General features: G+C 69.0%; 19 protein-coding genes and 1 pseudogene. 10 read left to right on the top strand and 10 right to left on the bottom strand.

Translation table 11 applies throughout. The features are described 5' to 3' along the window. The first annotated feature begins 193 nt into the window (after positions 1-193). The 4 genes and pseudogenes from AC0T5L_RS15625 (at position 194) to AC0T5L_RS15610 (ending at position 4,480) form a co-directional block, all read left to right on the top strand. The gene (locus AC0T5L_RS15625; protein WP_476166198.1) at positions 194-319 is read left to right on the top strand and encodes a hypothetical protein; all 126 of its coding nucleotides are present in this window, start codon (positions 194-196) and stop codon (positions 317-319) included. Positions 320-360: 41 nt separating this feature from the next. After that, on the top strand, positions 361-1,032 hold the full coding sequence (locus AC0T5L_RS15620) for a hypothetical protein (RefSeq protein WP_476166197.1): 672 nt from the start codon (positions 361-363) through the stop codon (positions 1,030-1,032). 323 nt (positions 1,033-1,355) lie between these two features. Continuing rightward, a pseudogene (locus AC0T5L_RS15615) lies at positions 1,356-2,138 on the top strand (SAM-dependent methyltransferase); the annotation flags it as partial. Positions 2,139-2,326: 188 nt separating this feature from the next. Beyond that, on the top strand, positions 2,327-4,480 hold the full coding sequence (locus AC0T5L_RS15610) for an SMI1/KNR4 family protein (protein WP_476166196.1): 2,154 nt from the start codon (positions 2,327-2,329) through the stop codon (positions 4,478-4,480). A 61-nt stretch (positions 4,481-4,541) separates the two neighbouring features. On the opposite strand, the gene AC0T5L_RS15605 is transcribed toward AC0T5L_RS15610, so the two are convergent. Together AC0T5L_RS15605 and AC0T5L_RS15600 are read right to left on the bottom strand one after the other, a co-directional pair. After that, the gene (locus AC0T5L_RS15605; protein WP_476166195.1) at positions 4,542-5,477 is read right to left on the bottom strand and encodes a sigma-70 family RNA polymerase sigma factor; all 936 of its coding nucleotides are present in this window, start codon (positions 5,475-5,477) and stop codon (positions 4,542-4,544) included. Between the two features lie 10 nt (positions 5,478-5,487). Further along, positions 5,488-6,678, bottom strand: a complete 1,191-nt coding sequence (locus AC0T5L_RS15600; protein ID WP_476166194.1) for an NAD(P)/FAD-dependent oxidoreductase — start codon at positions 6,676-6,678, stop codon at positions 5,488-5,490. A gap of 287 nt (positions 6,679-6,965) precedes the next feature. Here AC0T5L_RS15600 and AC0T5L_RS15595 point away from each other — a divergent pair, with 287 nt between their 5' ends. Continuing rightward, positions 6,966-7,718, top strand: coding sequence for a metal-dependent hydrolase (locus AC0T5L_RS15595; protein ID WP_476166193.1), 753 nt, complete (start codon positions 6,966-6,968; stop codon positions 7,716-7,718). Positions 7,719-7,771: 53 nt separating this feature from the next. Here the strand turns inward: AC0T5L_RS15595 and AC0T5L_RS15590 are convergent, their stop codons facing one another. From AC0T5L_RS15590 to AC0T5L_RS15580, 3 genes are all read right to left on the bottom strand, one after another. Then, entirely contained in the window at positions 7,772-8,224 is a 453-nt protein-coding gene (locus AC0T5L_RS15590) for a PPC domain-containing DNA-binding protein (protein ID WP_476166192.1), read from the bottom strand. 30 nt (positions 8,225-8,254) lie between these two features. After that, on the bottom strand, positions 8,255-9,100 hold the full coding sequence (locus tag AC0T5L_RS15585) for an SDR family oxidoreductase (protein WP_476166191.1): 846 nt from the start codon (positions 9,098-9,100) through the stop codon (positions 8,255-8,257). Positions 9,101-9,385: 285 nt separating this feature from the next. After that, entirely contained in the window at positions 9,386-9,844 is a 459-nt protein-coding gene (locus AC0T5L_RS15580; protein WP_476166190.1) for a WD40 repeat domain-containing protein, read from the bottom strand. Between the two features lie 1,677 nt (positions 9,845-11,521). On the opposite strand from AC0T5L_RS15580, the gene AC0T5L_RS15575 reads away from it, so the two are divergent. Continuing rightward, positions 11,522-12,721 carry a DNRLRE domain-containing protein gene (locus AC0T5L_RS15575; protein WP_476166189.1) on the top strand — a complete coding sequence of 400 codons (1,200 nt, stop codon included), beginning with the start codon at positions 11,522-11,524 and terminating at the stop codon, positions 12,719-12,721. 686 nt (positions 12,722-13,407) lie between these two features. On the opposite strand, the gene AC0T5L_RS15570 is transcribed toward AC0T5L_RS15575, so the two are convergent. Beyond that, positions 13,408-14,268, bottom strand: a complete 861-nt coding sequence (locus AC0T5L_RS15570; protein WP_476166188.1) for a VOC family protein — start codon at positions 14,266-14,268, stop codon at positions 13,408-13,410. 132 nt (positions 14,269-14,400) lie between these two features. Here AC0T5L_RS15570 and AC0T5L_RS15565 point away from each other — a divergent pair, with 132 nt between their 5' ends. The 3 genes from AC0T5L_RS15565 (at position 14,401) to AC0T5L_RS15555 (ending at position 20,383) form a co-directional block, all read left to right on the top strand. Continuing rightward, positions 14,401-15,144 carry a class I SAM-dependent DNA methyltransferase gene (locus AC0T5L_RS15565; RefSeq protein WP_476166187.1) on the top strand — a complete coding sequence of 248 codons (744 nt, stop codon included), beginning with the start codon at positions 14,401-14,403 and terminating at the stop codon, positions 15,142-15,144. A gap of 781 nt (positions 15,145-15,925) precedes the next feature. Further along, the gene (rph, locus tag AC0T5L_RS15560) at positions 15,926-18,568 is read left to right on the top strand and encodes a rifamycin-inactivating phosphotransferase (protein ID WP_476166186.1); all 2,643 of its coding nucleotides are present in this window, start codon (positions 15,926-15,928) and stop codon (positions 18,566-18,568) included. A gap of 249 nt (positions 18,569-18,817) precedes the next feature. Continuing rightward, positions 18,818-20,383: a LysR substrate-binding domain-containing protein gene (locus AC0T5L_RS15555; protein ID WP_476166185.1), complete on the top strand. Its 1,566-nt coding sequence runs from the start codon at positions 18,818-18,820 to the stop codon at positions 20,381-20,383. A 311-nt stretch (positions 20,384-20,694) separates the two neighbouring features. Here the strand turns inward: AC0T5L_RS15555 and AC0T5L_RS15550 are convergent, their stop codons facing one another. The 4 genes from AC0T5L_RS15550 to AC0T5L_RS15535 all read right to left on the bottom strand — a co-directional run bounded on the left by AC0T5L_RS15550 (position 20,695) and on the right by AC0T5L_RS15535 (position 23,987). Continuing rightward, the gene (locus AC0T5L_RS15550; protein ID WP_476166184.1) at positions 20,695-21,993 is read right to left on the bottom strand and encodes a hypothetical protein; all 1,299 of its coding nucleotides are present in this window, start codon (positions 21,991-21,993) and stop codon (positions 20,695-20,697) included. Next, the gene (locus tag AC0T5L_RS15545) at positions 21,969-22,454 is read right to left on the bottom strand and encodes a P-loop NTPase family protein (protein WP_476166183.1); all 486 of its coding nucleotides are present in this window, start codon (positions 22,452-22,454) and stop codon (positions 21,969-21,971) included. Before AC0T5L_RS15545 ends, AC0T5L_RS15550 begins: the two co-directional genes overlap by 25 nt. A gap of 133 nt (positions 22,455-22,587) precedes the next feature. Continuing rightward, positions 22,588-22,854, bottom strand: coding sequence for a zinc-binding dehydrogenase (locus tag AC0T5L_RS15540; protein WP_476166182.1), 267 nt, complete (start codon positions 22,852-22,854; stop codon positions 22,588-22,590). A gap of 308 nt (positions 22,855-23,162) precedes the next feature. Beyond that, a complete protein-coding gene (locus AC0T5L_RS15535) occupies positions 23,163-23,987 on the bottom strand; it encodes an SDR family oxidoreductase (RefSeq protein ID WP_476166181.1) in 825 nt (274 codons plus the stop codon). 80 nt (positions 23,988-24,067) lie between these two features. On the opposite strand from AC0T5L_RS15535, the gene AC0T5L_RS15530 reads away from it, so the two are divergent. Continuing rightward, positions 24,068-25,042 carry a helix-turn-helix transcriptional regulator gene (locus AC0T5L_RS15530; protein ID WP_476166180.1) on the top strand — a complete coding sequence of 325 codons (975 nt, stop codon included), beginning with the start codon at positions 24,068-24,070 and terminating at the stop codon, positions 25,040-25,042. Positions 25,043-25,338 lie beyond the last annotated feature (296 nt).

Genomic DNA, 25,338 nt, shown 5'->3' with positions numbered 1-25,338 from the left:
AGCTGAGGCCGAAGCCGACGAGCTTCGCCCCTGAGGGTACCGGAACGCCATGGGATCCTGGCCGGAATCGGCCAGAAGCAGACCCAGTGCGGGGTCTGCCGCGGCTACCCCGGGGCGCTCGCCCGCGAGTACGGCGAGGCTCCGGGGTACCTGGCCGGCCCGGCGCGTCGGCCGGTGGACCCAGCAGCTCGCGGTGGGCAACGTCCTGGCCACCGCCACAGGGGCGATCGCGGTCGTGTGGCTGCTGGCCCAAGGTCAGCTGCTCGTCCCCGACCTCTCCGAACGCTTCGCCGACGTGTTCGGCGGCGCCGCCGATTGAACGATCAGCGGTCCCGACGCGTCCCGGTAGGGTCCTGCCTCATGCCGACAGCACAGCAAGTACGACATACCGCGAACCGCTTCTGGTACGCCGTCATCGTTCTCCTGGCCGCTCTGGCCGGTATCTGGTTCCTGGCCTGGCTGATCACCGCCGCTGGGGAACTGGACGAGATGTGCGCGCACGGGATCGTCGGCTCCGGCGGGTGGCACGAGGTGGAGCGGAGCTCCTACCCACCCAACGTGACGTGCGTCTACCCCGGTGGCGAGTCGACATCCAGCGCCGGAGTCCTGGTGTTCGTGTGGTGGGCCTTCGTAGCGCTCTTCGTGGTCTGCGTGCTGTTGGCGTTCGCCCTGGAGTTCATCGGCTTGTCGCACAGAGGGTTCGACAGCCGCTTTCTGGCCTTCGCCATCCTCTTCCCCTCACTGCTCGCGAACCTCTACATCCACGTACTCCTGCTGACCGTCGTTCCCACACTCGTGAACCCGACCAGATGCGGGATCGGTACGAGGTATCTCAACAGCGAGGCACACCTTCGGTACGAGCCCTTCCCGCAGCAGGTGACGTGCGATTACGGGAACGGCTTCCCGCAGACCCTGGTCCCGGGATGGGTGGCGGCGATGGAATGGGCCTTGCTCCTCGCGACAGTGGTCTCCTTGTCGGGCGTACTCGCGCGGCGCCGCGCCCGTGCGTTCAGCCAGGACCCGGTGATGTGACGGACCCGGCCGCCGATCCCGGCAGGCGCCTTCCGAGCCCTACCCGCTGCCGCCCGCCGAGGAACGGTCGCACGCCCCTTTCGAACCGGGCGGGTGCCGCACAGCAGGGCTTCGCTGGACCGAGGTCGGCGCAGGGGGGCAGTGTGACCTCACTGGGTGGTGGAGCGGGACGGCGAGACCACCTTCGCTGTGTCTGTCTGCCTGGAGGCGCTGTCTGGCAGGCGATGTGGAAGGTACGCGGTACTGAACGCCCGCGTTCCCTGCCTTTAGGCTGGGCGTCCGCTCACCCCTCGTTCGGAGCATGGTGCACATGAACACCCCCACCCCCCGTTGACACCTCGCTGGCCCACTCCGCTCGTATCTGGAACTACTGGCTGGGCGGTAAGGACAACTATCCCTCTGACCGGGAGGCCGGTGACCAGATCGTCGCGGTCCTGCCCGAGATCGTGGACATCGCCATCGCGACCAGGGCGGTTCTGGCCCGCATGGTCGCCCACCCGGCCACACAGGAGGGCATCGACCAGTTCCTGGACATCGGCGCCGGCCTGCCCACCGCCAACAACACCCACGAGGTCGCCCAGACCGCCGACCCGGCCGCCCGGGTCGTCTACGTCGACAACGACCCCCTCGTGCTCACCCACGCCCGTGCCCTGCTCACCGGCACCGCGGAGGGTCTCACCGACTACCTCCACGCTGACCTGCGCGACCCGGCCACCATCCTGGCCGGGGCCGCCGCGACCCTGGACCTGACCCGTCCGGTCGCGACCACGATGTTCGGCGTCCTGCCGTTCGTGGGCGAAGACGTCGAAGCCAAGGCCATCATCGACCACCCGATGGGGGCGCTGCCCTCAGGCAGCTTCCTCGCGATCGTACACAGCACCAGCGCGGTGACCGGTGAGGCGATGGAGGAGGCTGTGCGGCGCTGGAACGAGGCGGGCTCGGCGGTTTACCACCTGCGCACACCGAAGCGGATCTTGGGCCTGTTCGACGGCCTGGACCTGTTGGATCCCGGGGTGGTCTCGTGCCCGCTGTGACGGCCCGAACCCGTGCAGGTCGGTCAAGCGCGCGAAATGGACGAGTTCTGCGGGCTGGCACGCAAGAGATGACGATGGGCGGGGACGCGGTGCCGCAGGAGCGGGCGCCGACCTCACCGCGGAGCGGGAGGCGCCCTGGCCCGCGCTCGTGGGAAGCGCCGAGTGTCGGATCGCCCGCGTAGTCTCTGCGCGAATCCAGAGGCGCCGGCACCTCCCCGCGTCCGGCCCCGCCATCTGATCCCCTCACAGGTTGGAGTCCCATGGCAGAGAACGCGTCCGCTCTCGTCTTCCTCACCGAACGACAGCGAGTCGGAGCGGAATCAGGGGAGTGGCAGCCGGACCACCGCCTGGTCGTCGGGTTCGAGCCGGGCAGGGCCGTACCCCTGGCCCAGCTCGGCTGGCGGGACCTCGACGGTACCGAGTCGGTGGCCGGGTTCGACCCCGCCATGACCACCTTCACCGGTGCGCGGACCACCCTGGACGGCACGTCCTACGTGTGGCGGGGCCGATTGGCGGAGCGGCTGTCCGACCGCCCCGGCTACCGGTTCCGGGTGCGGGGCGGGCAGGGGCCGCAGGAGTACCTGCGGCTGCTCATCGAGGACGGCGGCGCACCGGTCGTGCGGGCCGACTGGGCCGACCGGGACGGTGGCGGCGGCGCGGTCGTCCTTCGCACGATCGACCTGGACCAGCCCCGGAGCGCGGGCGAGGCCACCGGCAAGGTACGCGAGGTGGAGGCGGGCAACGAGCACGCGTCGGCGGGTGAGGTCGCCGCCAACCTGCTCTACGGCACCTCCGCCAAGTGGCTCTCCTGGCGCGCCGCCGACTGGGTGGAGTTCACCATGGCCGAGCCCGTCCGTGTCCGGCACTACGTCCTGGTCTCCGCCAACGACTTCTCCGACCGCGACCCCTGCGACTGGGAGCTCAAGGGATCGGCTGACGGGCAGGCGTGGGTCACGCTCGACACCCGCTCCGACGAGTTCTTTCCCCGGCGGCACCTCTCCCGCGACTTCCACGTGAGCGGTACCGCGGCGGACACGCCCTACCGGCACCTGCGCCTGGAGTTCACCCGCAACTGCGGCGGTTCCCAGATCCAGCTCGAACGGGTGCGGTTCTTCTCCGCGGACCGCACCTACGAGGCCTTCACGGGACACCGCTACACGGCGGGGGAGGCGCCGACGCCGTACACGGGGGTCGCCGACGACCTGGTGACCGAAGCGCCGAACACCGTCGGGAGCTGGAGGTCCTACCTGGCTGAGTACAGCGCCGACATGCTGCGCGTCCTGGACGAGGACGAGCTCTTCACCACCACCGGGCAACAGCGCTCCGCTTCCTGGCTGGGCTACGACGGCGCCGCCGAGGAACAGATCACGGCTCTGGAGAACCGGCTCGGCACACGGTTGCCGCCCAGCTACCGCTCCTTCCTCGCCGCGTCCGACGGCTGGAGCACCATGGGCGCGTTCATGTACAGCCTGCGCACCACCGCCTCCGTCGGCTGGCTGGGCGACATCCAAGGCGAGCAGGTGCTGGACGAGGACCGTCTGGAGCACGAGGAGTTGGTCGGACCGGTGCTGCTGGTCTCGGACAAGGGCGACGCCCAGTACTGGCTGCTGGACGCGGGTGACGTCTCCCCCGACGGGGAGTGGGCCGCCTACGTGTGGGCGAGCTGGTATCCGGGGCTGGGGGAGCGCCACCAGTCCTTCGCCGGCCTGGTCGCCGACCAACGCGCCTCGTTCGAGGAACTGAGCAGGTCGGAGGGGCGTCCGGTGCGACCGGAGGGAGCCGAGGAGCTCTTGGCCCAGGGGCGCCGGGCGGCGCTGCGCGGCCGGGCGGACGAAGCCCTGGACGCCTTCCGGCGGGCCGAGGAGAAGGGGTCCGGCGCCGCCGCCTACCTGAAGGTGGTGCTCTCTGCCTTCCTCGACGTCCGCGGGATCCACCACAAGCTGCTCGGCCTGCTGCGCCGTCCCCACGTGGTGGCCGAGATCGGCACCGAACAGGTCGATGCCGAGGCGGTCGCGCTCTTCCTGCGCAGCGTCGCTCTGGACACACCCGGACGCGCGGCCCACGCGACGCGCAACCTGGGCGAGACCATGCCCGGTCTCGTTCTGCCGTCGACCGACCGGGAGCGGGATGCCTGGCTCGCCGAGCATCGCGTGCCGGAGCCGCCGGCCTTCGAGCGCGCCCTGGACACGGCGCGCACACTGGCGTCCCGCGGTGCCGCCGACGACGCCTGGGCCGTCATCAAGGAGGCCCTGGCCGAGTGGTATCCGGTCTCGCCCAACCGGATCGCTCCGGTGGCGCTGCTCACCGATCCCTCCCTTCACCGGGTGGTCACCCGCCGACGGGCGCGTGAGGTGGTGTTCAACCTGCGGGGAGATCGGTCGACAGCTCGCCTGGTTCCTGGTGGAACGTGGTAGCGAAGCTTCGCGGGCCATGAACCGGCACCGCCGGTGAAACAAGGGTCCTGTGCGTTCGCGGTCACCACGACTCGATGATGGGCTCATCGTGCTCGTGCCGCCGCCACTCCTCGGTGAGGCGGCCGAGTCGGTCCGGGGCGGCCATACCGCGCACGGTCGCGATCCTGTCGTCGCGGACGTCCATGACCACCACGCCCACGACCCGGTCGTCGAACGCGGCGATCATGGCGGGGGAGCCGTTGACCACGCCGGCGTGGATCGAGGGGGAGCCGCCGGCCAGTCTCCGCTTCGCCGGAGTCGGCTTGAAGGCGGCTCGTACGGCGACGGCGATTCGCACGGGAGTCGAGTGCCGCAGCAGTTTTCCGGCCAGCCCGGCGCCGTCGGTGATCGCGGTCGCGTCGTCGGTCAGCAACGCCACCAGCCGTTCGGTGCGGCCCGAGGAGGCGGCGTCGACGAACGCTTCGACGATTCGGCGAGCGGAGGCGCGGTCGATTTCACCGGTGTTGCGCTCGGCGGCGACATGGCGCCGGGACCGGTGGGCGTGCTGCTGGCTCGAGGACTCGGTGATGTCGAGGATCTCGGCGATCTCGGCGTGGCTGTAGGAGAAGGCCTCGCGCAGGACGTAGACGGCTCGCTCGACCGGCGGGAGGCGTTCCATGAGCGTCAGCACCGCCAGGGTCACCGATTCGCGCTGTTCGACGGTGTCGGCCGGGCCCAGCATGGGGTCGCCGTCGAGGAGCGGTTCGGGCAGCCAGGCGCCGACCGCTCGTTCGCGGCGCATCTGCGCCGAACGGAGCCGGTCGAGGGACAGGTTGGTGACCACCTTGGTCAGCCACGCCTCGGGCACCTCGATGTGTTCCCGGTGTGCGGCCTGCCAGCGCAGGAACGCGTCCTGTACCGCGTCCTCGGCGTCGGCGGCTGAGCCGAGCAGAGGGTAGGCGATCGAGGCCAACCGTGACCGGTTGGCCTCGAAGCGCTCCACGGCGGCGGCGTCCATGAGGGCCATGCTAAGCGAAGACGGCCCCGGTGGATCGGTGGAGCGCGGTCGTCAAGCGGTGCTTGCGTGCCGGCAGCCCGTAGGTCGGGTGGTTCGTGCTCCAGGCGGCGCCCTTGAGGATGCCCGCCTTGACGCGCGCGGCCGTCCGGCCGCGCAGGGCCCAGGACCTCGATCGCGCGTCGCGGTCGACCAGCTGGAAGACCGCGTCCCTACGTCCGAGGCTGATGTGGCTGCCCGGGTATACGAGCGGGGTCTTCGAGGTTTTGCGACCGGTCAGGTCCCCGATGACCGCGGCCGTCGCCTGCCTGGCGGTGAGTCCCGCAGTGGCGCAGTTCATCGGCAGCGGCTGCCCGTTCCCGCCGACGGCGTAGGCGCTGTCACCGGCGGCGTAGACCTCCGGATGCGAGACCGACCGCATCATGCGGTCGACCGTGATCTGGCCGTTGGCCTCGACGTCGAGACCGCTGGCGGCGGCGATGGGGTGGACGGCGACGCCGGCCGCCCACACGGTCGCGTCGGAGGGGAAGGCGGTGCCGCCGACGGTGACGGCCCCCGTCGCCACGACGCGTTCGACGGTGGCGTGCTCGTGGATCCTGACGCCGAACCCGTCGAAGGCTCGCAGCAGGTGGCGGCGGGCCTTCGTGCCCAGCCAGCCTCCCAGCTCGCCGTCGGTGGCGAGGGTGACCTGGATCCCGGGCCAGGACTCGGCGATCTCGGTGGCGGTCTCGATCGCGGTCAGGTTGCCGCCGACGACCAGCACCGTCCCGTCTCCGCCCAGGTCGTCCAGGCGCTGGCGCAGGCGCAGCGCCGAGGGGCGTCCGGCGACGTGGAAGGCGTACTCGTTCACGCCCGGAACGCCGTGGTCGTCAGCGGTGCTGCCGAGCGTGTAGAGGAGGGTGTCGTATTCGAGCCGGTCGGCGCCCTCGCCGTCGGCCACGGTGACGGTCCGGTGCTCGGCGTCGACGGCGGTGACGCGCGCCAGTCGCAGCCGGACGCCCGTGCCCGCGAACATCTCCGCCAGTCCGTGGCGGCGCAGATCCTGACCGGCGGCGAGCTGGTGCATGCGCAACCGCTCGACGAAGTCGGGTTCGGCGTTGACGACGGTGATCTCGAAGTCGTCGGGGTGGAGACGGCGGGCGAGGTATCCGGCTGCGTAGGCTCCGGAGTACCCGGCTCCGAGGACGATGATGCGGTGCCGCATGTTCTTGCTCCTCATCTGTTCGCTTGCCCTCTGAACGAGACGGCGCACAGGTCCCTGACGGGGTTCGACTGTGGCGTGGGTCACATTCCCGTGCCGGGCGTGATGGAGGCCCTGCCGTGCGCCGGGTGTCCGTCCCCGGCTTGGCCGACGGCGCGATCGCCACCGCTCCCGGCACGGCCGGGTCCGCCGCGGTGTGTCCCGTACCGACCCAGCACGCGTTCCCTCACCCGTCCGAGAGATAGTCAGGGTGTCCCTCCCTCCCCTTGGAACCCCCGGAGCTTGTGATGATGGGTACTTCGCATGCCGCGACCGGTGTGCTCGCCGGCGCGGCCGTCGGTCTCTGGTTCAGCCCCGAACCCGAGCACTTCCTGTTCTGCGCCGCGGTCGGCGCCGGCGCTGCGCTCCTACCGGACCTGGACGAGCCGCGGTCACGGGTGGGCCGGTCGCTGGGGCGGGTGACGGAGCTGGTGTCGCTGAAGCTGCGGGACGTGTCGCACCGCGCCTACCAGCGCACGGGCACTGAGGCCGAGCTCGCGGCCGACAGGGACGGCGGGCACAGACATCTGACGCACACGATCCCCGCCTGCCTGGTGTTCGGACTGGTCGGGCTGCTGATCGCTCTGGTGCCGTTGGGAGCGGCGCTGCTGGTGTTCTCCATGTCCGCGTTGGGCTTGGGCACGGTGGCGCGGTCGTTGACGAAGTGGGGGACGTGGAAGCAGCGGCGGGTGGTGGTGTGGTGGATCGCGGGGGGCCTCGCCCTGGCCACGCTGGGGGTCGAGGGCGGCGGAGCTCCGTCGTGGCTGATCGGACTGACGGTGTTCGCGGGAGCACTCACGCACGTCCTCGGCGACTGGCTGACGAAGTCCGGTGTCCCGTTGGCGTGGCCGTTCGTGGTGAACGGGAAGCGGTGGTGGATGTTCCGGTCGCCGGTCGCGTTCCACACCGGCAGGAGCCGGGTGGAGGACGGCATCAGGGTGGGGTCGCTGATCGGCCTCCCGGTGATGCTGGTATTGGAAGGCGCCCCGCCGTCGGCGTGGTGAGTGCGGCCGCGGTCCTGTCCGGCCCGCGCTCGCGGAAGCTCTCCCGGCGGTGTTCAGGTCGGGGTGGAGTCGGCCGCGGAGATGAGGGCCAGCCCGGTCTGAGGGTCCACCCGCTTGCGCAGGTGGGCGGGGGTCTCGGTGAGGACGACCTCCATCGTCGGGAACACGCGCAGCTCCTTCAGGTGCCCGGCCAGAGCAGTGGAGTCCGCGCGTCCCAGGACGATGTGCGCGTGCAGGGCGGTCTCGCCCCGGTCGTCGGCGATGTCACCGATACAGGAGGCGATCTCCATCTGCTCGTCGAAGCTGGTGTACCGGTACTGGCTGGTGTCGCGGTCGAAGTAGCCGAGGGTGGCGTGGCTGGCGGCGCCGATGGCGGTCAGGCTCGCGGCGTTGACGCCGTGGGCTCCGGCGAAGCCGGTGATCTGTTCGAACGCCTCGTCGCCCTTGTCCATGACGAGCAGGAACGTGCGCAGCCCGTTCTCCTCCAGTAGCCAGGTGGATTTCATCGGTGATCCTCTCCTTCGCTCTGATACCGGTCAGGAGGAGACCGGCGTGTACGGAGCGATGTCGTAGGCACTCTGAAGCACCTGGGGACGTGTGCCGTCGTTGAGCCGGCGCTCCCAGACCGAGTTCACCTGGTCCTTCATCTGGGGAACCATCTCCTCCGGGAGGACGTGGCGGTACATCTGGTCCTGGCCGGTCAGAACCGCCACCGTGGCCTGGAACACGGGCTCGGGGTCGTACTGCTCGTGGGGAAACGCCAGTTCGGAGTAGTCGAACAGGCGCTCGGAGGGGTCGTCGCGCCAGGTCTTCCACGTCTCGAACATCGTGTCGTTGAAGCCGGTCAGGAAAGGACCGGGATTGATCGTGGCCACGGTGACGCCGAACTCGGCCAGCTCCTGGTCCAGAGCATCGGCGAACGCCTCGACCGCGTGTTTGGACCCCGAGTAGGCACCGGTGAAGGGGTCCGTGATCAGCCCCGCCACCGAAGACATGAACACGATCTTGCCGCTCCGGCGGGCGGCCATCCTCCTGGCGAACCCCTGCGTGAGCAGGATCGGCCCGAACACGTTCACCTCGAACTGGCGGCGCAGGTGATCGGCCGGGATGTCGACGGTGGAGCCGCCCTCGGCCGTGCCCGCGTTGTTGAGCAGCACGTCCACGTCCCACGACCAGGCGTTCTCCTGGTCGTCGGGAGAGGTGACGTCGAGCTTTTCCACCCGCATGTCCACGCGGCGGTCCTCGGCCTCAGCACGCACCGCGCTCACCTGGGCGATGACCTCCACCCCGGCGATCACGTCGTGTCCCTGCCCGGCGAGGCGTAGCGCGACCTCTTTGCCGAATCCGGTTCCGGCTCCGGTGATGAGGATCGTTCCTGCCATGGTGAGTACTTCCTTCGTTCATGGCGCCGACGTTCCGATATGCCGCCTGGCACCGCGTGTCCACGAACGCTGCCGCGCCGGGTGCGTCGGAGACCGGAAGAGCATCGACGCGTGGGCCCAGCCGATCGAGTGCGTGCTCGTGATGCTAGACACGTCGACCGCCACATCGGTGTCGGACACGCGGCGATCAGCTCCTCCGCGTCGAACACGCGGAGGCCGTGGCGCGGTCTCGGCGTTGGCCGTTTCAGGGCGGAGGGCCGCCCGGCCGCACCACGTCGCCCCGCGTCAGCCGAGCTCCCACATCCGCAGCATGCTCCCGGCTCCCGCGGCGAAGAGGGTCGCCCCTTCCGCTCCGAAGGTCGCCAGTCTGGCCTCTTCGTCCCCCACCAGGGTCAGGGTGTGTTCCCCGGTCTGGACGTCCCACAGGCGGACGTCGCCGTCGCTGCTTCCGGTAGCGAGGGTGCTTCCGTCGGGGCTGAAGGTCACGGCGCTGATCTCTGCGCGGCTGGTGAAGTTCCTCGTGTAGAAGGAGTCCACGTACGTGGTGAACGCGGCGAGGAGCTCCCCGGTCCCGGCATCCCACAGGCGGGCGTAGGAGTACTCGATCCGAGGGCTGAACCAGCCTCGGCTGAGAGAGAAGTCGTCTCTGGCGGCGAGCGTGGAGCCGTCCGGGCTGAGCACCATGCTGGAGAAGCCGCTCGAGGGGTCCTCGCCCTCCTCGTACATCCCTTCGTGCACGTTCACGGCGACATCGGCTTCGACCTCGGCAGGGAGCGGTCCCCCTGAAGTGGGAAGTGTCCAGTAGAGCGTTCCGGCGGCGAGTACCGCGCAGGCCGCCGCGGCCATAGGCCGTCGGCGGAGCGGTCCGAAACGTGCTCGCGAAGCCCGGTACGGGCCGTACGCCTTCGGTTCCCCGGGAAGGTCCGTGTCGTCGGCCTCTCGCAGGGTCGGTGGTAACGACACCTCTCACCTGTTCCAGAGAGGGTCCGGGGATGTGGGCCGTAGCGATCCAGGGCGGCTCCGCGTCAGGGTCGGCGTCCACAACCTGGGCGGTGTGGAAACCGCCCACCCGGCGGGCCGCCTCGGCCTCACGTGCGAACCGGGCCCGGAACTCGGGGGCGTCAGCATGCTCGGGGCGGATGACCTTCACCACGACGGTCCTATCACCGGCGGTGCGTGCCAGGTATATCTGCCCCATACCGCCGATTCCCAGGCGCGCTTCGAGACGGTAACGACCGATATGGAGGGGATCGCTCGGTTGCAGGGACTTCAACCCGGGCTCACTTCCACGCGGGATGGGGGCGTCCTGGTGGCATCACCGCGCGTGATTATGCCAGGGGCCAGGCCGGGCACTGAGACCGTGGGAGGCCCTCGGAACGGCCCGGCCAGATCAGCGAGCGCTTTTCGGTTCGGCTATGGCCGTCCACGGGGCCCGGCGGCTGCTTCAGCGGTTGTGAGGGTCCTCCGTCTCGACGGTCCAGGTTCAGGGCGGTCAGTACCGCCACAGGGTCATCGCTCGTTCCCACTCTGGGCCGGGGAAAGGGGACGCGTCATCGGGGGCCCTTGTCGGGGGCCTGTGCGGTAGAGGCGGGCGGGTCGAGCCCGCCCCCCGCACCGCCTCATGGACACGTTGCAGTTCGGCGGTGGTGAAAGTCTCGTCGCAGAACGCCGTGGTCGGCGGGGCGTGCTCGATCTTCGTGCGAGCACGTTCCAGCCCGTCGCCGGGAATCTGTCGTTGGCCGAAGGCGAGTCACCCGCGGCCTGAGAAGAACTCATCCACGGGAGCAGTGAGGCCGCCGAAGCGTCGGAGCTGCTCTGTCAGATCAGCAAAAAGCACTTCCCGGAGACTGGTGCCCGTGGTCCCTCGTTTTTCTGGTGTGTCGATAACGGTCCATGGGGTTTCTTTTGTTGATGGTTCTCTGTGAACCCTGAATTCGGTGTCCGCTTGAATCGGAGATGTCCTGCTCGCAGCGCTCCTCGGCTTCGCCGTCTTGGAAGAGGATGCCTTCGAGGGGGCAGGTGGATCGAGGACGTGTACGGCGGCCGGGCCGCCTGCGCGATGCGGCGGACCGCGCCGAAGCGGTCGCGGACACGGGTGCCGGTCCGACGCGAGGGCGGTGCCGCGGTGAGCGCGTATCCGCCCTTCGGGGGCGGCTGATTTTCGGTCCGACGTGAACTGATATTTGGTGGTCGTCGAATAAAGACCGTCCGTGTGTTCGAGTGCCTCTGGTCGGGTGGAGCGGGTTTGTGCGGTGCCTGTGTTCCCGGTGGTGGTAATTATGGTTTTGGTCTGTATTTATATCCCTGGGGTTTGTGGGCCGCTATGAGAATTTGGTAACTTCCTTGTGGTTGGCGCGGGACATGGATGTCTCGCCCGGATTCTTTTTCTGTCATAGCTGGAATGTGTAGGCACCACCCGTAATGCGTCGTTCCCTGGCCCGCGCGACGGCGGCTTGTGCGGCTTACGCCCTGGTTCTTTCGCTGGGGGTGGTCGCTCCCGTCACAGCCGACGAGGAGGCCCCCGCCACCACCGATGGCACGGCCGTCTCCGGGGAGCGCGGCGCGTCGGAGAAGCGGAGCGGTGAACCGGGGAAGACCGCCTCGGCCGATGGGGGACCCCGCGACCCGGCCGGATCCGACGGCACCTCCGCCGCCGACGGCCCTCCCGGCCCCGTGCGCTCTGGCGGTGGTCGGGCCGAGGCCGGGAGCTCCTTGTGGACCTACGTGGACCGCGCCTTTCCCGACCGGTCCTACGGCGGCGCCGAGACCGCCAGCGTGGGCACGGGGCGCCTCGTATGGGACCGTGTCTACACCCGTAGAGCCCTGTTCCGGTTCCCGGTCGAGCTCGGACCCGGCACCGAGGTGGACTCCGCAGTGCTGCGCACCGAGGTGGTGTGGTCCTATGACTGCGCCAGCGACTCCTTCATGCAGCTGCACCGGGTCGACCCCTTCAACGGCGGGACCACCTGGAACGACCAGCCCGCGGCTCGCGCTTTGCTCGACACCCGAAGGGTCAGGGGCGGGCAGGCCGCCTGCCCCGTGAGCGGCGGTGCGGAGTTCGACGTGACCGAGGCCTACCAGTGGGCCGTGGACAACGGAGAACCCCACATCCATCTGCGGCTCGGGGAGCGCGACGAGTCCGGGACCACGGCCTGGCGCCGCTTCGACGTCGAGGACGACCCGCCGGTGCTGGTGGTCGACCCCGGCACACCACGGACCCTGGGCACGGCCACGGCCTTTGACCTGACCGGCCTCCTGAGCGACTCCCGGGATGGTGCCGCGGACGCCGAGCCGCCCGGTGACCGCGCCGCCCTCCATGACGGGGGCTCCCCGGACCTCTCACCGGCCCGGTCCGCAGGAGGGCCCGCCCTTTCCGGAGACACCGTCCCCGGGGCCGGGGGAGCCGACGACGTCCGTGTCCGAGGCCTCGTCTCCGCCGACCGGCTCCGGACCGGGGGTGAGTGGGTCCGTTCCCAGCGGCGGGAACGGACCGGCCGCCCAACCGCTCCGGGCGGCCGTCGGCAGCAGGGCGGGGACACGGCCCCCAGGGCCCGGGGTCCTCCGACCGTCACGCCGGTCGGATACCGCATCCCGGTTCACCGACCGAGGGGAACCGGTTGACGGACGACGGCACCATCTCTCCCGATGCGGCATCCAGTCGGGCGGAGGAACGCATCGGCGGCAGCCCGAGGGGGTCGGGCAGGCCGTTCCCGGAGCGCCACGGCGGGCGGAGCCCGGAAACGGTCAAGGAGCCGTATCATCGCCGCACCGGCCACAGGGCACGGTGGCCGCCTGCGGTGAGGGCACGGTTCCGCGCCGGTGAGAGAGGTGTTCGTCCCCGACGCCGGACGCGCCTACGGCAGAGCCAGGCAGGGGCTCTGCCGTCGGAAGCCGCGGTGGTCCGGAACCGCCTGTGTGCGTGGGCACCACACAGGAGGGCTCCGGGCCGCCACCGGCGTCCGCGCGCGGAGATCGGTCTGGTCCGCTACGGCACCGACGTGTCCGCCACCACCGGCCCGTGTCTCACGCAAGCGGCTGGCCGCGGCCGCGCAGGGTCTCGATGGAGGTCGTCCATCCGGAGCCGTCGAAGGAGAGACGGCCCAACGGAAGATTCGGGAACTCTCCGTCTGGACTTCCCGGAGCTAACGGCCTGACCGCATCCTTTTGTTGCGCACGCACAGCGACCATGACCACGGCGAAAGGACCCGGTGGAAATCCATGCCCCCGGCCCAGACCTCTCTCGATTCTCCCAGGCGTATCCGCCACATCGCCCCCGACACCAGCGGCCTGGTGTGCGGCTTCGACCTTCACCACGTGAAGGCCGCGCGCCGGTGGGCGATGCAGGCCACCAGGACCACACCTTCCGCTCCCACCCACTGTTGGTGTGCTTGGCCGAGCTGCACACCAACGCCCTCAGGCACACCGCCTCGGGGCTCCCGGATGGTCGGGTGCGGATCGAGATCCAGCGGCGCCCACGCCTGTTCCTGCTCCGTGTCAGTGACGACGGCCCCAAACCGGACGGGAAGGTCACCGGGCCCACAGCGTCCACCAAGCTCGTCGCAGAGAAGGCGGAACCCGTTGATCGAAGGCGGGTACGGCCTGGCGCTGGTGGACGCCCTGTCTCTGTACTGGGACTTCTCCGGAAACGCCGGAGGCCCGTTGACGGTTTGTGCCGCTTTCGACCGTTCCGGGCGAAACCGCCTGCCGTCGTGGCTCCGGATACGGTGACGTTTCCAGGCGGCAGGTATTGAAGGATCTCGTGCACCCAAGCGAATATCGACCACTCGGCGGAAGTGGCGCGCTTTTTTCGCAAGTTTCGGGCTTTTCGTGCCCTTGTGCGGTGTGGGCGGGAAGCGCGGTTCGAGGAGGCAGAACTCGTTGCTCTCGGGATCACGCAGCACCACCCAGTCGGCATCATCGGGCTGCCCCACGGCGGCGCGAGCGGCTCCCCTGGCGGTGAGGTCGTCCACGGCTGCCGCCCGGTCCCCTGCGTACAAGTCGAGGTGCAAGCGGTTCTTGGCCGGATCCGGGCCGTCTACGCGGACGAAGAAGAGAGACGGCGTGCGCCGATCGGGCGACCGGACCTCGACGCCGACCGGGCCGGGATCCATCAAGTCCCAGTCGAGGGTCTGCGCCCACCACCGCGCGAGACAACGGATCCCGCGCATCGATGGTCAGGGCCTCCCACCTGATCTCCACGATGACAACCCTACTTGCGGATCGGCTCAGAGCACGAGTTCACGCAGCGCGGATGAAAACCGCTGGCCTCGCGAGACGGTGAGGGGGCAGTCTGTGAGGCCATGGACGCAAACGTGTGGAGCACCCGGGTGGCCCAGCGGTACGACGAGGCGTTCGCCCCCGCGTTCACCCCCGAGGTCCTTGAACCGGCCGTCGATTTCCTGGCCCGTCGCACGCGCGATGCCCCGGCCCTGGAGTTCGCGGTCGGCACCGGTCGCGTCGCGCTGCCCCTGAGCGCACGGGGCGTGTCCGTATCCGGGATCGAGATGTCCGAACCCATGGCGGCGCAGCCGCGGGCCAAACCGGGCGGCGATGCCATCACGGTCACCATCGGGGACATGGCCACCTGTCGGGTGCCGGGCCGGTTCGGGCTCGTCTACGCGGTCTACAACGCCATCACCTGCCCGCTCTCCCAGAGCGAGCAGGTGGCGTGCTTTCGCAATGCCGCGCGGCATCTCCTACCGGGAGGGCGGTTCGTGGTGGAGGTCGAGGTCCCCGATCTACAGCGCCTGCCGCCGGGCGAGTATGCGCGGCCCTTCCATATCGGGCCGGACCAGGTGGGGTTCGACACCTTCGAGCCGGCCGAGCAGCGCATGGTCTCGCACCACTACCGGTTCGGCGACGGGGGCAGCGAGGTCTTCCGCTCACAGCACCGCTTCGTCTGGCCCTCCGAACTCGACCTGATGGCCCAGCTGGCGGGGCTGGTCACCGAGGGGCGGTGGGCCGACTTCGGCGAGGCGCCTTTCATGTCCTCCAGCAGGTCACACGTCTCGGTGTGGCGCAAACCATCCGAGGGTTCGGGCTGATCCCGGTGACATCACTGGGCCAGCCCAGGCTCTTATAGGCCCGGTTCTTTCGAATCTATGGCGAGGGACAAGGTGACCCGCGAGTAGGGCGAGACAAGAGTCGTTGATCGAGTGGTCTGTGTTCTCCCTGGCTTCCGCCGCTGTGATCACTGTGTGTTCGCTGGGAGCGTAGCGGTTCCAGGTCCCTCCGACTTCCGCGAGGACCTGCGTGGTGGTCTTGTCGTGGAACCCCAACGCCCGAGCGATCACCGGTGCGTGAACCTGGAACACGAGCTGGCACAGAGACGCAACAAGCGCATGCCTTCCCGGGATCCCGAGTTCGCGGACCAGCTCGGCAAGGCTGTGCGGATGCAGCAGACGCCCTGCCCGGGCCCCGGGAAAATCCAGAGGGCTTCGCTGCTCGCGAGTTGGGTGAAGAGCAGCATCAGCCAGGCCGCCGCTCAGGAGCGCAGCGGCTCCGCGGCCTCGTCCAGGACCCGGCGCAGCAGTTCGAGTCGGCGGTGCTGGGTGGCCGTTGCCCCTCGGTGACGGCCAGGCGAGGGAACGTCGGTCATGCAGCGAAGCGGCCGGTGCCACGCGCCCAGGCCAGGCCGCTCTTGGGGCGGGGCATGGCCAGGACCACATCTCGCAGCGTAGCGAGCCGGGGTGCGGCATTCTCGACCCGGTCGCGATGGGGCCGGCCGGGGCCACGCACGAGGTGCGGGTCGTTCCCTGCCACTTTCACTTTATATCAGATCCGCGCGTCTCATGAGGATTTGAAAATTGCTCCATACTTGCTGCCTTGCGAACCGACTCGACGAAAGAGGAGGCAGCGGAATTGCGCTACGTGATGGATTTCGAGCAGATCGACGCGACGAATGTCGCAGAGGTCGGCGGAAAGGGGGCGCTTCTGGGAGAGCTCTCGCGGACCGCCGGTATCCGCGTGCCGGACGGCTTCTGCGTCACGACGGACGCCTTCCAACGGATCGTCGCCGAGGCACCGTCGATCGATACTCGGTTCGACCTGCTGTCGCGAGTGGAACCGGACGACCGCGCGGCGATCCGCGCCCTGAGCGCCGATATACGCCGCGGCATCGAAGGCGTCGCGGTGCCCGAAGCCCTTGCGGCGGCGATCAGCGAAGCGCTCACCCGGCTCGGGGAGCACGCCTCCTACGCGGTGCGGTCCAGCGCGACCGCCGAGGACCTGCCGACCGCGTCCTTCGCCGGCCAGCAGGACTCGTACCTGAACATCACGGGTCCGGCGGCGATCCTCTGGCACGTCCGGCGGTGCTGGGCCTCGCTTTTCACCGAGCGGGCGGTGACCTACCGTCTCCGCAACGGCTTCGACCACCGGAAGGTCGGCATGGCCGTGGTCGTGCAGCAGATGGTGTTCCCGGACGCGGCCGGGACCCTGTTCACCGCGGACCCGGTGACCTCGAACCGCAAGACCGCCACCGTGGAGGCCGGTTGGGGGCTCGGCGAGGCGCTCGTCTCCGGTCTGGTCTCCGGTGACGTCTACACGGTGCGCGACGACCAGGTCGCCTCCACGGCGATCGCCACCAAGACCCGGTGTGTGCAGGCGTCGCCGGGAGGCGGTACCCATGACGCACCGATCGAGCCGGACCGGCAGACGCGGTCGGCTCTGACAGAAGCACAGGCCCTGCGCCTGGTGCGGCTGGGCCGGCGCATCGAAGCGCACTTCGGCCGATCCCAGGACATCGAATGGTGTCGGGTCGGCGACGACTTCCACATCGTCCAGAGCCGGCCGATCACCACCCTGTTCCCCGTCCCCGCGACCGATGACCAGGAGAACCACGTCTACGTCTCCGTCGGTCACCAGCAGATGATGACCGACGCGATGAAGCCGCTGGGGCTCTCCCTGTGGCAGCTGACGGCCCTACGGCCGATGCACGAGGCGGGCGGACGGTTGTTCGTCGACGTCGCCCCCGCCCTGGCGACGCCCGCGGGGCGCGCGAGCCTCTTGGAGGCCCTGGGGAGCTCCGATCCGCTGATCGGGGACGCGCTACAGACCGTCCTCGACCGCGGCGACTTCCTCCGCACGCTTCCGGAAGAAGGTCCCACCGCCGCGACCGCCGGTGACGCGCCCGCCCCGATCGCGACCGATCCCGGCGTCGTCAGCGAGCTGATCCAACGCGATGAGGCCTCCGTCGCCGCCCTGCGGCGCGGGATCCGGAATCTGTCCGGGCCGGCGCTACTCGACTTCATCCGGTCCGACCTCGCAGAGCTGAGGCGCGTCCTTTCCGATCCGCGGAGCCTCCAGGTGATCATGGCGGCGATGGAGGCGAGCCGGTGGCTCAACGAGCACTTGGAGGCGTGGCTGGGCGAGAAGAACGCGGCCGACGCGCTCACGCAATCCGTCCCCCGCAACGTCACCTCGGAGATGGGGCTGGCGCTTCTCGACGTGGCGGACACCATCCGGCCGCACACGGACGTCGTGGCGCTGCTGCGCCGTGTCGTGGACGAAGGCCGGGAGGGCGACGGCTTTTTGAACGAGATGGCCGGGCTGGCCGGCGGACCGGAAGCACGTGACGCCGTCCGGGGCTACCTCGACACGTACGGAATGCGCTGCGTGGGCGAGATCGACGTCACCAGGACGCGCTGGAGCGAGCAGCCCGCCGCGCTCGTGCCCGCCGTCCTCGGCAACATCAAGAACTTCGAGCCGGGCGAAGGCGAGCGACGCTTCGAACGAGGGCTCCGGGAGTCACGACGGAAAGAACGGGAACTGCTGGCGCGCTTGCGCGCCCTTCCCGGTGGCGAGCGCAAGGCCGAGGAGACCAAGCGGATGATCGACCGCGTCCGCACCTTCGCTGGATACCGGGAGTACCCCAAGTACGGCATGGTCAGCCGCTACTTCGTCTACAAGCAGGCGCTGCTGCGGGAAGCCGACCGCCTCGTCCGGTCCGGAGCCCTGGGCGAGGACGAGGACGTCTTCTTCCTCCGGTTCCAGGAGCTGGAAGAAGCCGTGCGAACCAACGACGTGGACGCCGGGCTCATTCTGGAAAGGCGGGAGGCATTCCGGTCGTACGAGGCGCTCACCCCGCCCCGGGTCCTCACATCGGACGGCGAGGCCATCACCGGCCGGTACCGGCGTGACGACGCCCCGCCCGGCGCGCTGGCCGGCCTCCCGGTCTCGGCCGGGACCGTCGAAGGCCGTGCCCGTGTCGTCACGGATATGGCGCGGGCCGACCTTGAGGCGGGCGACATCCTGGTCACCGCCTACACCGACCCCAGCTGGACCCCCCTGTTCGTCACCGTCGCCGGACTGGTGACGGAGGTAGGCGGACTTATGACGCACGGTGCGGTGATCGCGCGGGAGTACGGTCTGCCGGCCGTCGTGGGTGTGGAGCAGGCCACCCGGAGAATCCGGGATGGGCAGCGGATCCGCGTTAACGGAACCGACGGGTACGTCCAGGTCCTCGCCTGAACCTCCGCATCGGCCCCGGGGCTGCCGGACAGGGCGCGGATCGCGGTCGGGGACGGGGCGTTCCCCCTCGACCCGGCGCGGAAGCAGCGAGGCTGGTGTCGGGGGAGGCGTGGCCGAGCAGGGCTCGGTCCGGCGGCCAACGCGGTGAACCGCGGTTTTCGTGGCGGGCACGGCGGGAGCGGAACCTGCGACCATCGGATGGGAGGAGCGAGCGTGAGACCTCGCGGGCCATGACGACACGGCGGAGACATGGACTCCACCATCCACCACCTCAGATGCTTCCTTGCCGTAGCACGGGAACTCCACTTCGGCCGTGCCGCCGCACGTCTGCGTCTCAGCCCCTCCGCGCTGAGCGAGCAGATCGCGACCCTGGAACGGCGTGTGTCCCGGCCCCTCTTCGACCGCTCGTCCCGCGGTGTGGAGCTCACCGAGCACGGCCGTGAACTGCTGCCCCTGGCCAGGCGCGCGGTAGAGAGCATGGACGAGGTCGTGGACTGGGGACGGGGAGACGTCGCCGAGCCCTGCGTCCGCATCGGCCTCATGGTGTCCAGCACGGAGTTCCGCACGATCGTGGCCGAGGCCGTACACCAGATGCCGCAGGTGCGGTGGCAGGTGCGGCACCTGGGGTTCATGGGCTGCTACGAGGCACTCGCCAAGGCCGAGGTGGACTGCACGTTCGTCGTCGCGACCGACCAGGGGCCGGTCCGCGGGTTCGAGTCCCTCCCCCTCTGGGAGGAGGACTGCGTCCTGGTGGCCTCGGAACGGCACCGCCTCGCCGGCGAGGAGTCGGTGACCCTGGCGGAGATCGGGGAGGAGACCTTCGCGGCGGTGGAGGACGAGGCGGCCACGCAGTGGTTCTCGTCGGTGGCCGCCGACGCCTTCTCCCCGCGCCTGCTCCCGGTGGCCCGCGACTTCGAGGAGATCCTGGAGATGTGCGCTGCCGGCCAGGGCGTCAACATCGCGGGGAGGTCCGCCGCGACCACCTACGCGCACCCGGGCGTGCGGTTCGTGCCCATCGCGGACGCCGCGCCCGTGACCACCTACGCGCCCGCCCTGGGCCAGGCCATGGGGCCGGGCCAACTGGTCCTGGCCGACCGGGGATTCGACTCCGCCCGCCTGCTGGCCGGCTGGGCCGCGACCGGAGCCGATGTGCTGGTGCGTATGAGCGCCCATGTGCGCCCCAAACGACTACGGCGCCTGGCGGACGGGAGCTGGCTCGTCCAACGCGGCCGACTGCGTATGCGCCTGGTCCACGCCCAGGTCACCATCACCACCACCCAGGGCGAGCGCACCGGCCACTACCGACTGGCCACCACTTTGGTCGATCCCGCGTGCTACCCGGCCGCGGTCCTGGTGGCCCTGTACCACCAAAGGTGGGAGATCGAGACTGCTTACTGCGAGCTGAAGTCGACCCTGCTCGGGCGTCGGGTGCTGCGTTCCAAGGATCCCGAAGGGCTGGAGCAGGAGGTGTGGGCGCTGCTGGCCACCTACCAGGTGGTGCGCCAGGCGATCGCGGACGCGGTGAGAGCGACCGGGCACGGCCCGCTGCGGGGGAGTTTCGCCCTGGCGGTGGAAGAGGCCCGGGACTGTGTGGTGCGCGCGGACAACATCATGGCGGGGGAGCGGATCGATCTGCGGGGGCTGATCGGGCAGCAGGTTCTGGCCAACCTGCTGCCCGACCGGCGGGTGCGGACGGTGCCTCGGGTGGTCAAACGCGCGATCTCGAAGTATCACGCCCGTTCCAACGGGGTGGGCCGGACCACCTATCAGGCCACCGTGGACATCGCTGTGTTGACAGATCCCGGAGGACCCTAACTGAACGGCATTGCCGCTAGACGCCTACCTGCCCGATGAGCTGCTGAGCCGTGCGCACGCGGCACGCGCCCTCGACGTGCCTGGTGCCTTCGGGGCCCTCGCCGACTTGGCCACATGAATCGGGGCGAGGAGGAGGGGAACGGCCCCGGGCGCGGCTGCGGGGATCCCGGCGACGCCGTCGTGCTCTCCTCGGAATCCCTCGGAGGTGTTCATCCGGCCAGTCCACCGCCACTACTCCGAAGGGATGAGAGCGGACAGGAGCCCCTGGTAGGCGGGTGCTCGACCACGATCACCGCTCCCGCCAGGTGCTTTCACACGCTCGTGCACCTTGGTGCTGTCGACGTGTTCGGCTCCACCCCGCGATCCCCGAATCCCGCCCGCGCGGACAGCGCGCTCGTGGGGGTGTCCTGGCTCATGTTCCCGACGCCACGGAGCGTGCCCGACCGGGACCAGCGGCCGACCGGAGAGTTCGCGGATCCTTCGGCGGCCATCAGGTCGCTTGGTGTACCGGTGAACACCACCTCACCGCCGTGTTTGCCGCCGTCCGGACCGAGATCGATGACCCAGTCGGCCTGCCGGACGATGTCGAGGTTGTGCTCGACGACGATGACGGAGTTGCCCCGGTCCACCAGCCGCTCCAACAGCTGGACGATGGTGTCCACGTCGGACATGTGCAGCCGGGCGCCCTCGACTCGCACTTCCCCCGTCGCCTGGCGTACCTTCGGCCTGACACTGCCCGTGCGGCGCAACCCCTTTCCCGTGAGCGTGTCGGCTTCGCGGAGTTGTCCGAAGCCGCCCTCGAAGACGATCTCCCCACCGTGGACTCCCGCTGCCGGGCCCACGTCGACGATGTGGTCCGCGATCTTGATGACGTCCGGGTCGTGTTCGACGACGAGCACGGTGTTTCCCTTGTCGCGCAGCTCCCGCAACAGGTCGTTGAGTCGACCCACGTCGCGCGGGTGCAGGCCCGTGCTCGGTTCGTCGAAGATGTACGTCATCCCGCGGAGGGCGCTACTGAGGTGACGGACCGTCTTGAGCCTTTGCGCCTCGCCCCCGGAGAGCGACGTCGTCTGCCGGTCCAGGGACAGGTATCCGAGCCCGATCACCTCGATACGCCGCAACGCGGTAGCGATGTCCTCGGCGATCGGGGTCGCCACGGGATCGTCGATGGACCCGAGGACGTCGATGAGCTCACTGATTTCCATGCCGGACCATTCCGCGATGGTCCGCCCGTCGATCTTCGCTGAGAGCGCGGCCAGGTTCAGCCGTTCTCCGTCACAGGCATCGCACGGGCCGAGCTCGATGAAGCGCTCGATGTTGGCCCGGCCGCGCTCACTCAGAGAGCTCAGGTCGCGTTTGAGGTTGGTACGGGTGAAGCGGGCCACCACACCCTCGTATTTCAGGGTCGCGGTGTTGTTCGTCGCTCGCACGGTCACTTTGCCGCCACTGCCGTTCAACAGCATCCGCCACTCGTCTTCGGTGTAGTCGCGGAGCCGCTTGGTGTTGTCGAAGTGGCCTGAGTTGGCGTACTGCTGCCAGTCCATGCTTCCCACCTTGTGCGTGGGTAGCTGGATCGCTCCCTCGTTCAGGGACTTGCTCCGGTCGAGCATGCGCTCGACGCTGACCTGGCGTGCCTGGCCCGGCCCGTCACACTCGGGGCACATGCCCTGGGGGCGTTGAACGAGTAGACACTGGGCGGGTTGTACGGGGTCGCGTGCCGTGAGAAGAGCACGCGAACGCTTGAGTAGATGTCGATCATCGTGCCCACGGTCGACCGGGCGTTCCCACCCACCGGTTTCTGGTCGACGATGACCGGGGTGGTGAGGTTACTGATGACGCTCGCGTGGGGGCGCTGGTACTTGGGCAGCTGATTGCGGACGAACCAGCTGAATGTTCCGTTCAACTGCTGTTGCGTCTCCACGGCGAGGGTGTCGAACACGATGGAGGACTTCCCGGAACCGGACACTCCGGTGAATACTGTGATCTTGTCCTTCGGCAGCTGCAGGGACACGCCTTTGAGGTTGTTATCCTGGGCCCCGACGATGCGTATTCCTTCTTCGAATTCTCCCATGAGGGTAGGGTACCGAGTATCGCTTGAGTGGTGCTTGACGAAAAACGGGTAGACCGTTCGCCTCACCGAATTCCGTGTTTTCGCAGCTCCGTCGAATTGTCGCAGCGGATTGATCGCGGAGGTCCCCATGTCCTCACGGAGTTTCGGTGCCGTGACTCCCGATGATTCGCTTGGAGTTCATCCAGAGATAGCGATTGTCGTAGAGGTGATGGAATCCGTTCGTGGAACCGCAGGTGACGACGGTTCCACCGCGACGCACGACGAACACCGACATGCCAAACGTCGATCGTCCGACGTAGTCGGACACCACGTGCGGGTCCTCGCCCACCGCGCGGCGGATGGCCTTTCCCAGGCGTTTGCCCTGCTCGATGATCTCCTCGGGGGTGTCGGCCGTGCCCACCCCCGAGTTCGGTCCGGTTGAGGACCACGTCACATCCCAACGCACGCAGGGCCTCGGCCTTGGCGTCGGAGCTGACGACGCCGACGGGGATGCCGCCAGCCTGTTTCACCAGCTGGACCGCGAAAGCTCCCAGGCCGCCGGTGGCACCCCAGATCAGTACGATAAGGACGCCCCCAGTGTTCCCTCCGCGCCCGGCCACTTCCGAGCGGATTCTGGGGGCAGAGTCGGGCCGCGAACTCGACACGGCCTGTACCCGTGCTCGAATCCGCGGCCGACCCCGTGTCACCGGTTCGGGGGACACCCGGTGGTCATGCGCCGAACGCCTCGGCGTTCTCCCGTACCCACTGCGCGAACGTGCGGGCCGGCTTGCCGGTGACGGTTTCCACGGTCGGCAGGACGGTGTAGCCGGCCTCCGGCGGGTTGGTCCGCATCATCAGGAAGAACTCGATGTCCTCCTCGGAGTAGCCGATCTGGCGCCACTGCTCGATGACTTCGTCTCTGGTCTGCTCGACGAACCGGACCTCGTGCCCGAGGACCTCGCTGATCGTTCGCACCTGGTCCGGCGGGGTCAGCGTCTCCGGGCCGGTCAGCCAGTATCCCTGACCCGCGTGGCCCTCGGACGTCAGGGCGGTCGCGGCGACCGCGGCGATGTCCGCCTCGTGGATCATCGCGCTCCTGGCCTCGGGAAAGGCGTCTCGGACGACTCCCTCGGTCCTCACCGACTCCGCCCATTCCAGGGCGTTGGACATGAATTCGACGGGCGCCAGATGGGTCCACTCCAGGCCGCTGGCCTCGACCGCCTCTTCCAGCGGGCTCTTGTCCACGTCGCTTTTGAGAATGGTGACCCGCCGCACGCCGGCCTTGGCCGCGAGGTCGACGATCTCCTCCCCGTTGGCCAAGGGGGAGAAGTCCTCTCCGTTGAAGCTGATCAGGTGTGCGGCACTCACCCCTTCGAAGGCCGCGGCCAGACTCGGAGTGTCACTCAGGTTGCCTCTGACCACCTGGGCTCCCGAGGGAAGGTCGGCCTTCTCCGGGTTGCGGGTGAGCGCGCGGACCTGCTGTCCGGACGCAAGCAGCTGTTCGACCATGGGGCGGCCGACGTTTCCGGTGGAACCGGCGATGAGAATGGTCATGTGTTCTCCTTCCGTTGCGCCTCAGACGCTACGGGGATTCGCGGTCAACATTTGACCGCGTTCCGTGGGAAACTTCCGGCATGCTAGAAAATTCGGCCCGATTGCTCCGACTGCTCGGGTTGCTTCAGTCGCAACGGGACTGGACGGGGGTTGAACTAGGTGACCGGCTCGGAGTGAGTCCGAGAACCGTGCGCCGCGACGTGGAGAAACTGCGGCTGCTGGATTATCCGGTCAACGCGACCGGCGGCGTCGGCGGGGGTTACCAGCTCGGTTCCGGTGCTTCACTGCCGCCACTGCTGTTGGACGACGATGAGGCCATCGCCGTGGCGGTCGCACTGCGAACGGCCGCTGGGGGAGCGGTCACCGGTATCGCGGAGACGGCCGTGCGTGCTCTGGACAAGCTCGACCAGGTGCTGCCTTCGAGACTGAGGCATCGGGTCACCACGCTCAGTACGGCGCTGGTGGCCCTGCCGTCCTCCCACCGCCCCGTGGATCCCTCCGTGCTGACATCGATCGCGCGCGCGGTACGCGACCGGCTGCGGTTGCGGTTCGACTACACCTCGTACGAGGGCGTCGCGTCACTACGCGACGTGGAGCCCTACCGGCTCATCAACCACGCGCAGCGCTGGTACCTGTTCGCCTGGGACCTCCAGCGCGATGACTGGCGGCGGTTCCGGTTGGACCAGCTGGAGATCCGTGTACCGACGGGGCCCCGGTTCCGTCCGAGGCCGCTGCCGGCCGATGACCTGGCCAGCTTCTTCTCCACCGGTTCGGAGACCGCGCCGTTTCGTCACGAGGCAGTGCTGATGATGCATGGACCGGCCGAGAAGGTAGCCGATGAGGTGCCCCCGACCCTCGGCAGGGTGGAACCGGTGAGCGATGAGAGGTGTCTCCTGCGGATGGGGTCGAACAGCCTCGACCACCTGGCGGTGTGGGCGGCCACGTTCGGCTTCGAGTTCGAGGTGGTCGAACCGCCCGAACTGCTGGAGCGTCTCCGGGACCTGACCGCCTGCCTTCAGCGGTCGGTCAGGTCGGACGAGTGTCCCTCTCGCTGATGGTCAGGCCTGGCCGGGTGCGCTGGCGACCGCCTTGGCGCGCTCCAGCACGGCTGACTCGGCCTGTTGAAGCGATAGGGCCGTTCTCTCCAGCTCCGCCGGGTCCTGCGAGACATAGGGTGCGATCGTATGGGAGGCGATGATGATCTCCAGCTCGTAACCCAGGATCTCGTCGCCGGTCGCGGCAGCCGCGGCGGTGAATCCGTAGGACTCGGAGACGATGAGGTCGGGCTGCCAGCGCTCGACGAGCGCGCGTGTGCCGTCCAGGAGGCGGGCCGCGCCAGGCGGCCGAAGCC

The organism is Nocardiopsis sp. TRM 82005 (assembly GCF_056312425.1).
The sequence above is the reverse complement of the archived record's forward strand: the minus strand, read 5'-3'. Positions and strand labels throughout refer to the sequence as shown.

Excerpts from the sequence above, each read along its gene's own strand:
- AC0T5L_RS15620 (WP_476166197.1), top strand. The coding sequence starts at position 361 with ATGCCGACAGCACAGCAAGTACGACATACCGCGAACCGCTTCTGGTAC.
- AC0T5L_RS15610 (WP_476166196.1), top strand. The coding sequence starts at position 2,327 with ATGGCAGAGAACGCGTCCGCTCTCGTCTTCCTCACCGAACGACAGCGA.
- AC0T5L_RS15605 (WP_476166195.1), bottom strand. The coding sequence starts at position 5,477 with ATGGACGCCGCCGCCGTGGAGCGCTTCGAGGCCAACCGGTCACGGTTG.
- AC0T5L_RS15600 (WP_476166194.1), bottom strand. The coding sequence starts at position 6,678 with ATGCGGCACCGCATCATCGTCCTCGGAGCCGGGTACTCCGGAGCCTAC.
- AC0T5L_RS15595 (WP_476166193.1), top strand. The coding sequence starts at position 6,966 with ATGGGTACTTCGCATGCCGCGACCGGTGTGCTCGCCGGCGCGGCCGTC.
- AC0T5L_RS15590 (WP_476166192.1), bottom strand. The coding sequence starts at position 8,224 with ATGAAATCCACCTGGCTACTGGAGGAGAACGGGCTGCGCACGTTCCTG.
- AC0T5L_RS15585 (WP_476166191.1), bottom strand. The coding sequence starts at position 9,100 with ATGGCAGGAACGATCCTCATCACCGGAGCCGGAACCGGATTCGGCAAA.
- AC0T5L_RS15575 (WP_476166189.1), top strand. The coding sequence starts at position 11,522 with ATGCGTCGTTCCCTGGCCCGCGCGACGGCGGCTTGTGCGGCTTACGCC.
- AC0T5L_RS15570 (WP_476166188.1), bottom strand. The coding sequence starts at position 14,268 with ATGCGCGGGATCCGTTGTCTCGCGCGGTGGTGGGCGCAGACCCTCGAC.
- AC0T5L_RS15565 (WP_476166187.1), top strand. The coding sequence starts at position 14,401 with ATGGACGCAAACGTGTGGAGCACCCGGGTGGCCCAGCGGTACGACGAG.
- AC0T5L_RS15555 (WP_476166185.1), top strand. The coding sequence starts at position 18,818 with ATGGACTCCACCATCCACCACCTCAGATGCTTCCTTGCCGTAGCACGG.
- AC0T5L_RS15550 (WP_476166184.1), bottom strand. The coding sequence starts at position 21,993 with ATGCTCGACCGGAGCAAGTCCCTGAACGAGGGAGCGATCCAGCTACCC.
- AC0T5L_RS15545 (WP_476166183.1), bottom strand. The coding sequence starts at position 22,454 with ATGGGAGAATTCGAAGAAGGAATACGCATCGTCGGGGCCCAGGATAAC.
- AC0T5L_RS15535 (WP_476166181.1), bottom strand. The coding sequence starts at position 23,987 with ATGACCATTCTCATCGCCGGTTCCACCGGAAACGTCGGCCGCCCCATG.
- AC0T5L_RS15530 (WP_476166180.1), top strand. The coding sequence starts at position 24,068 with ATGCTAGAAAATTCGGCCCGATTGCTCCGACTGCTCGGGTTGCTTCAG.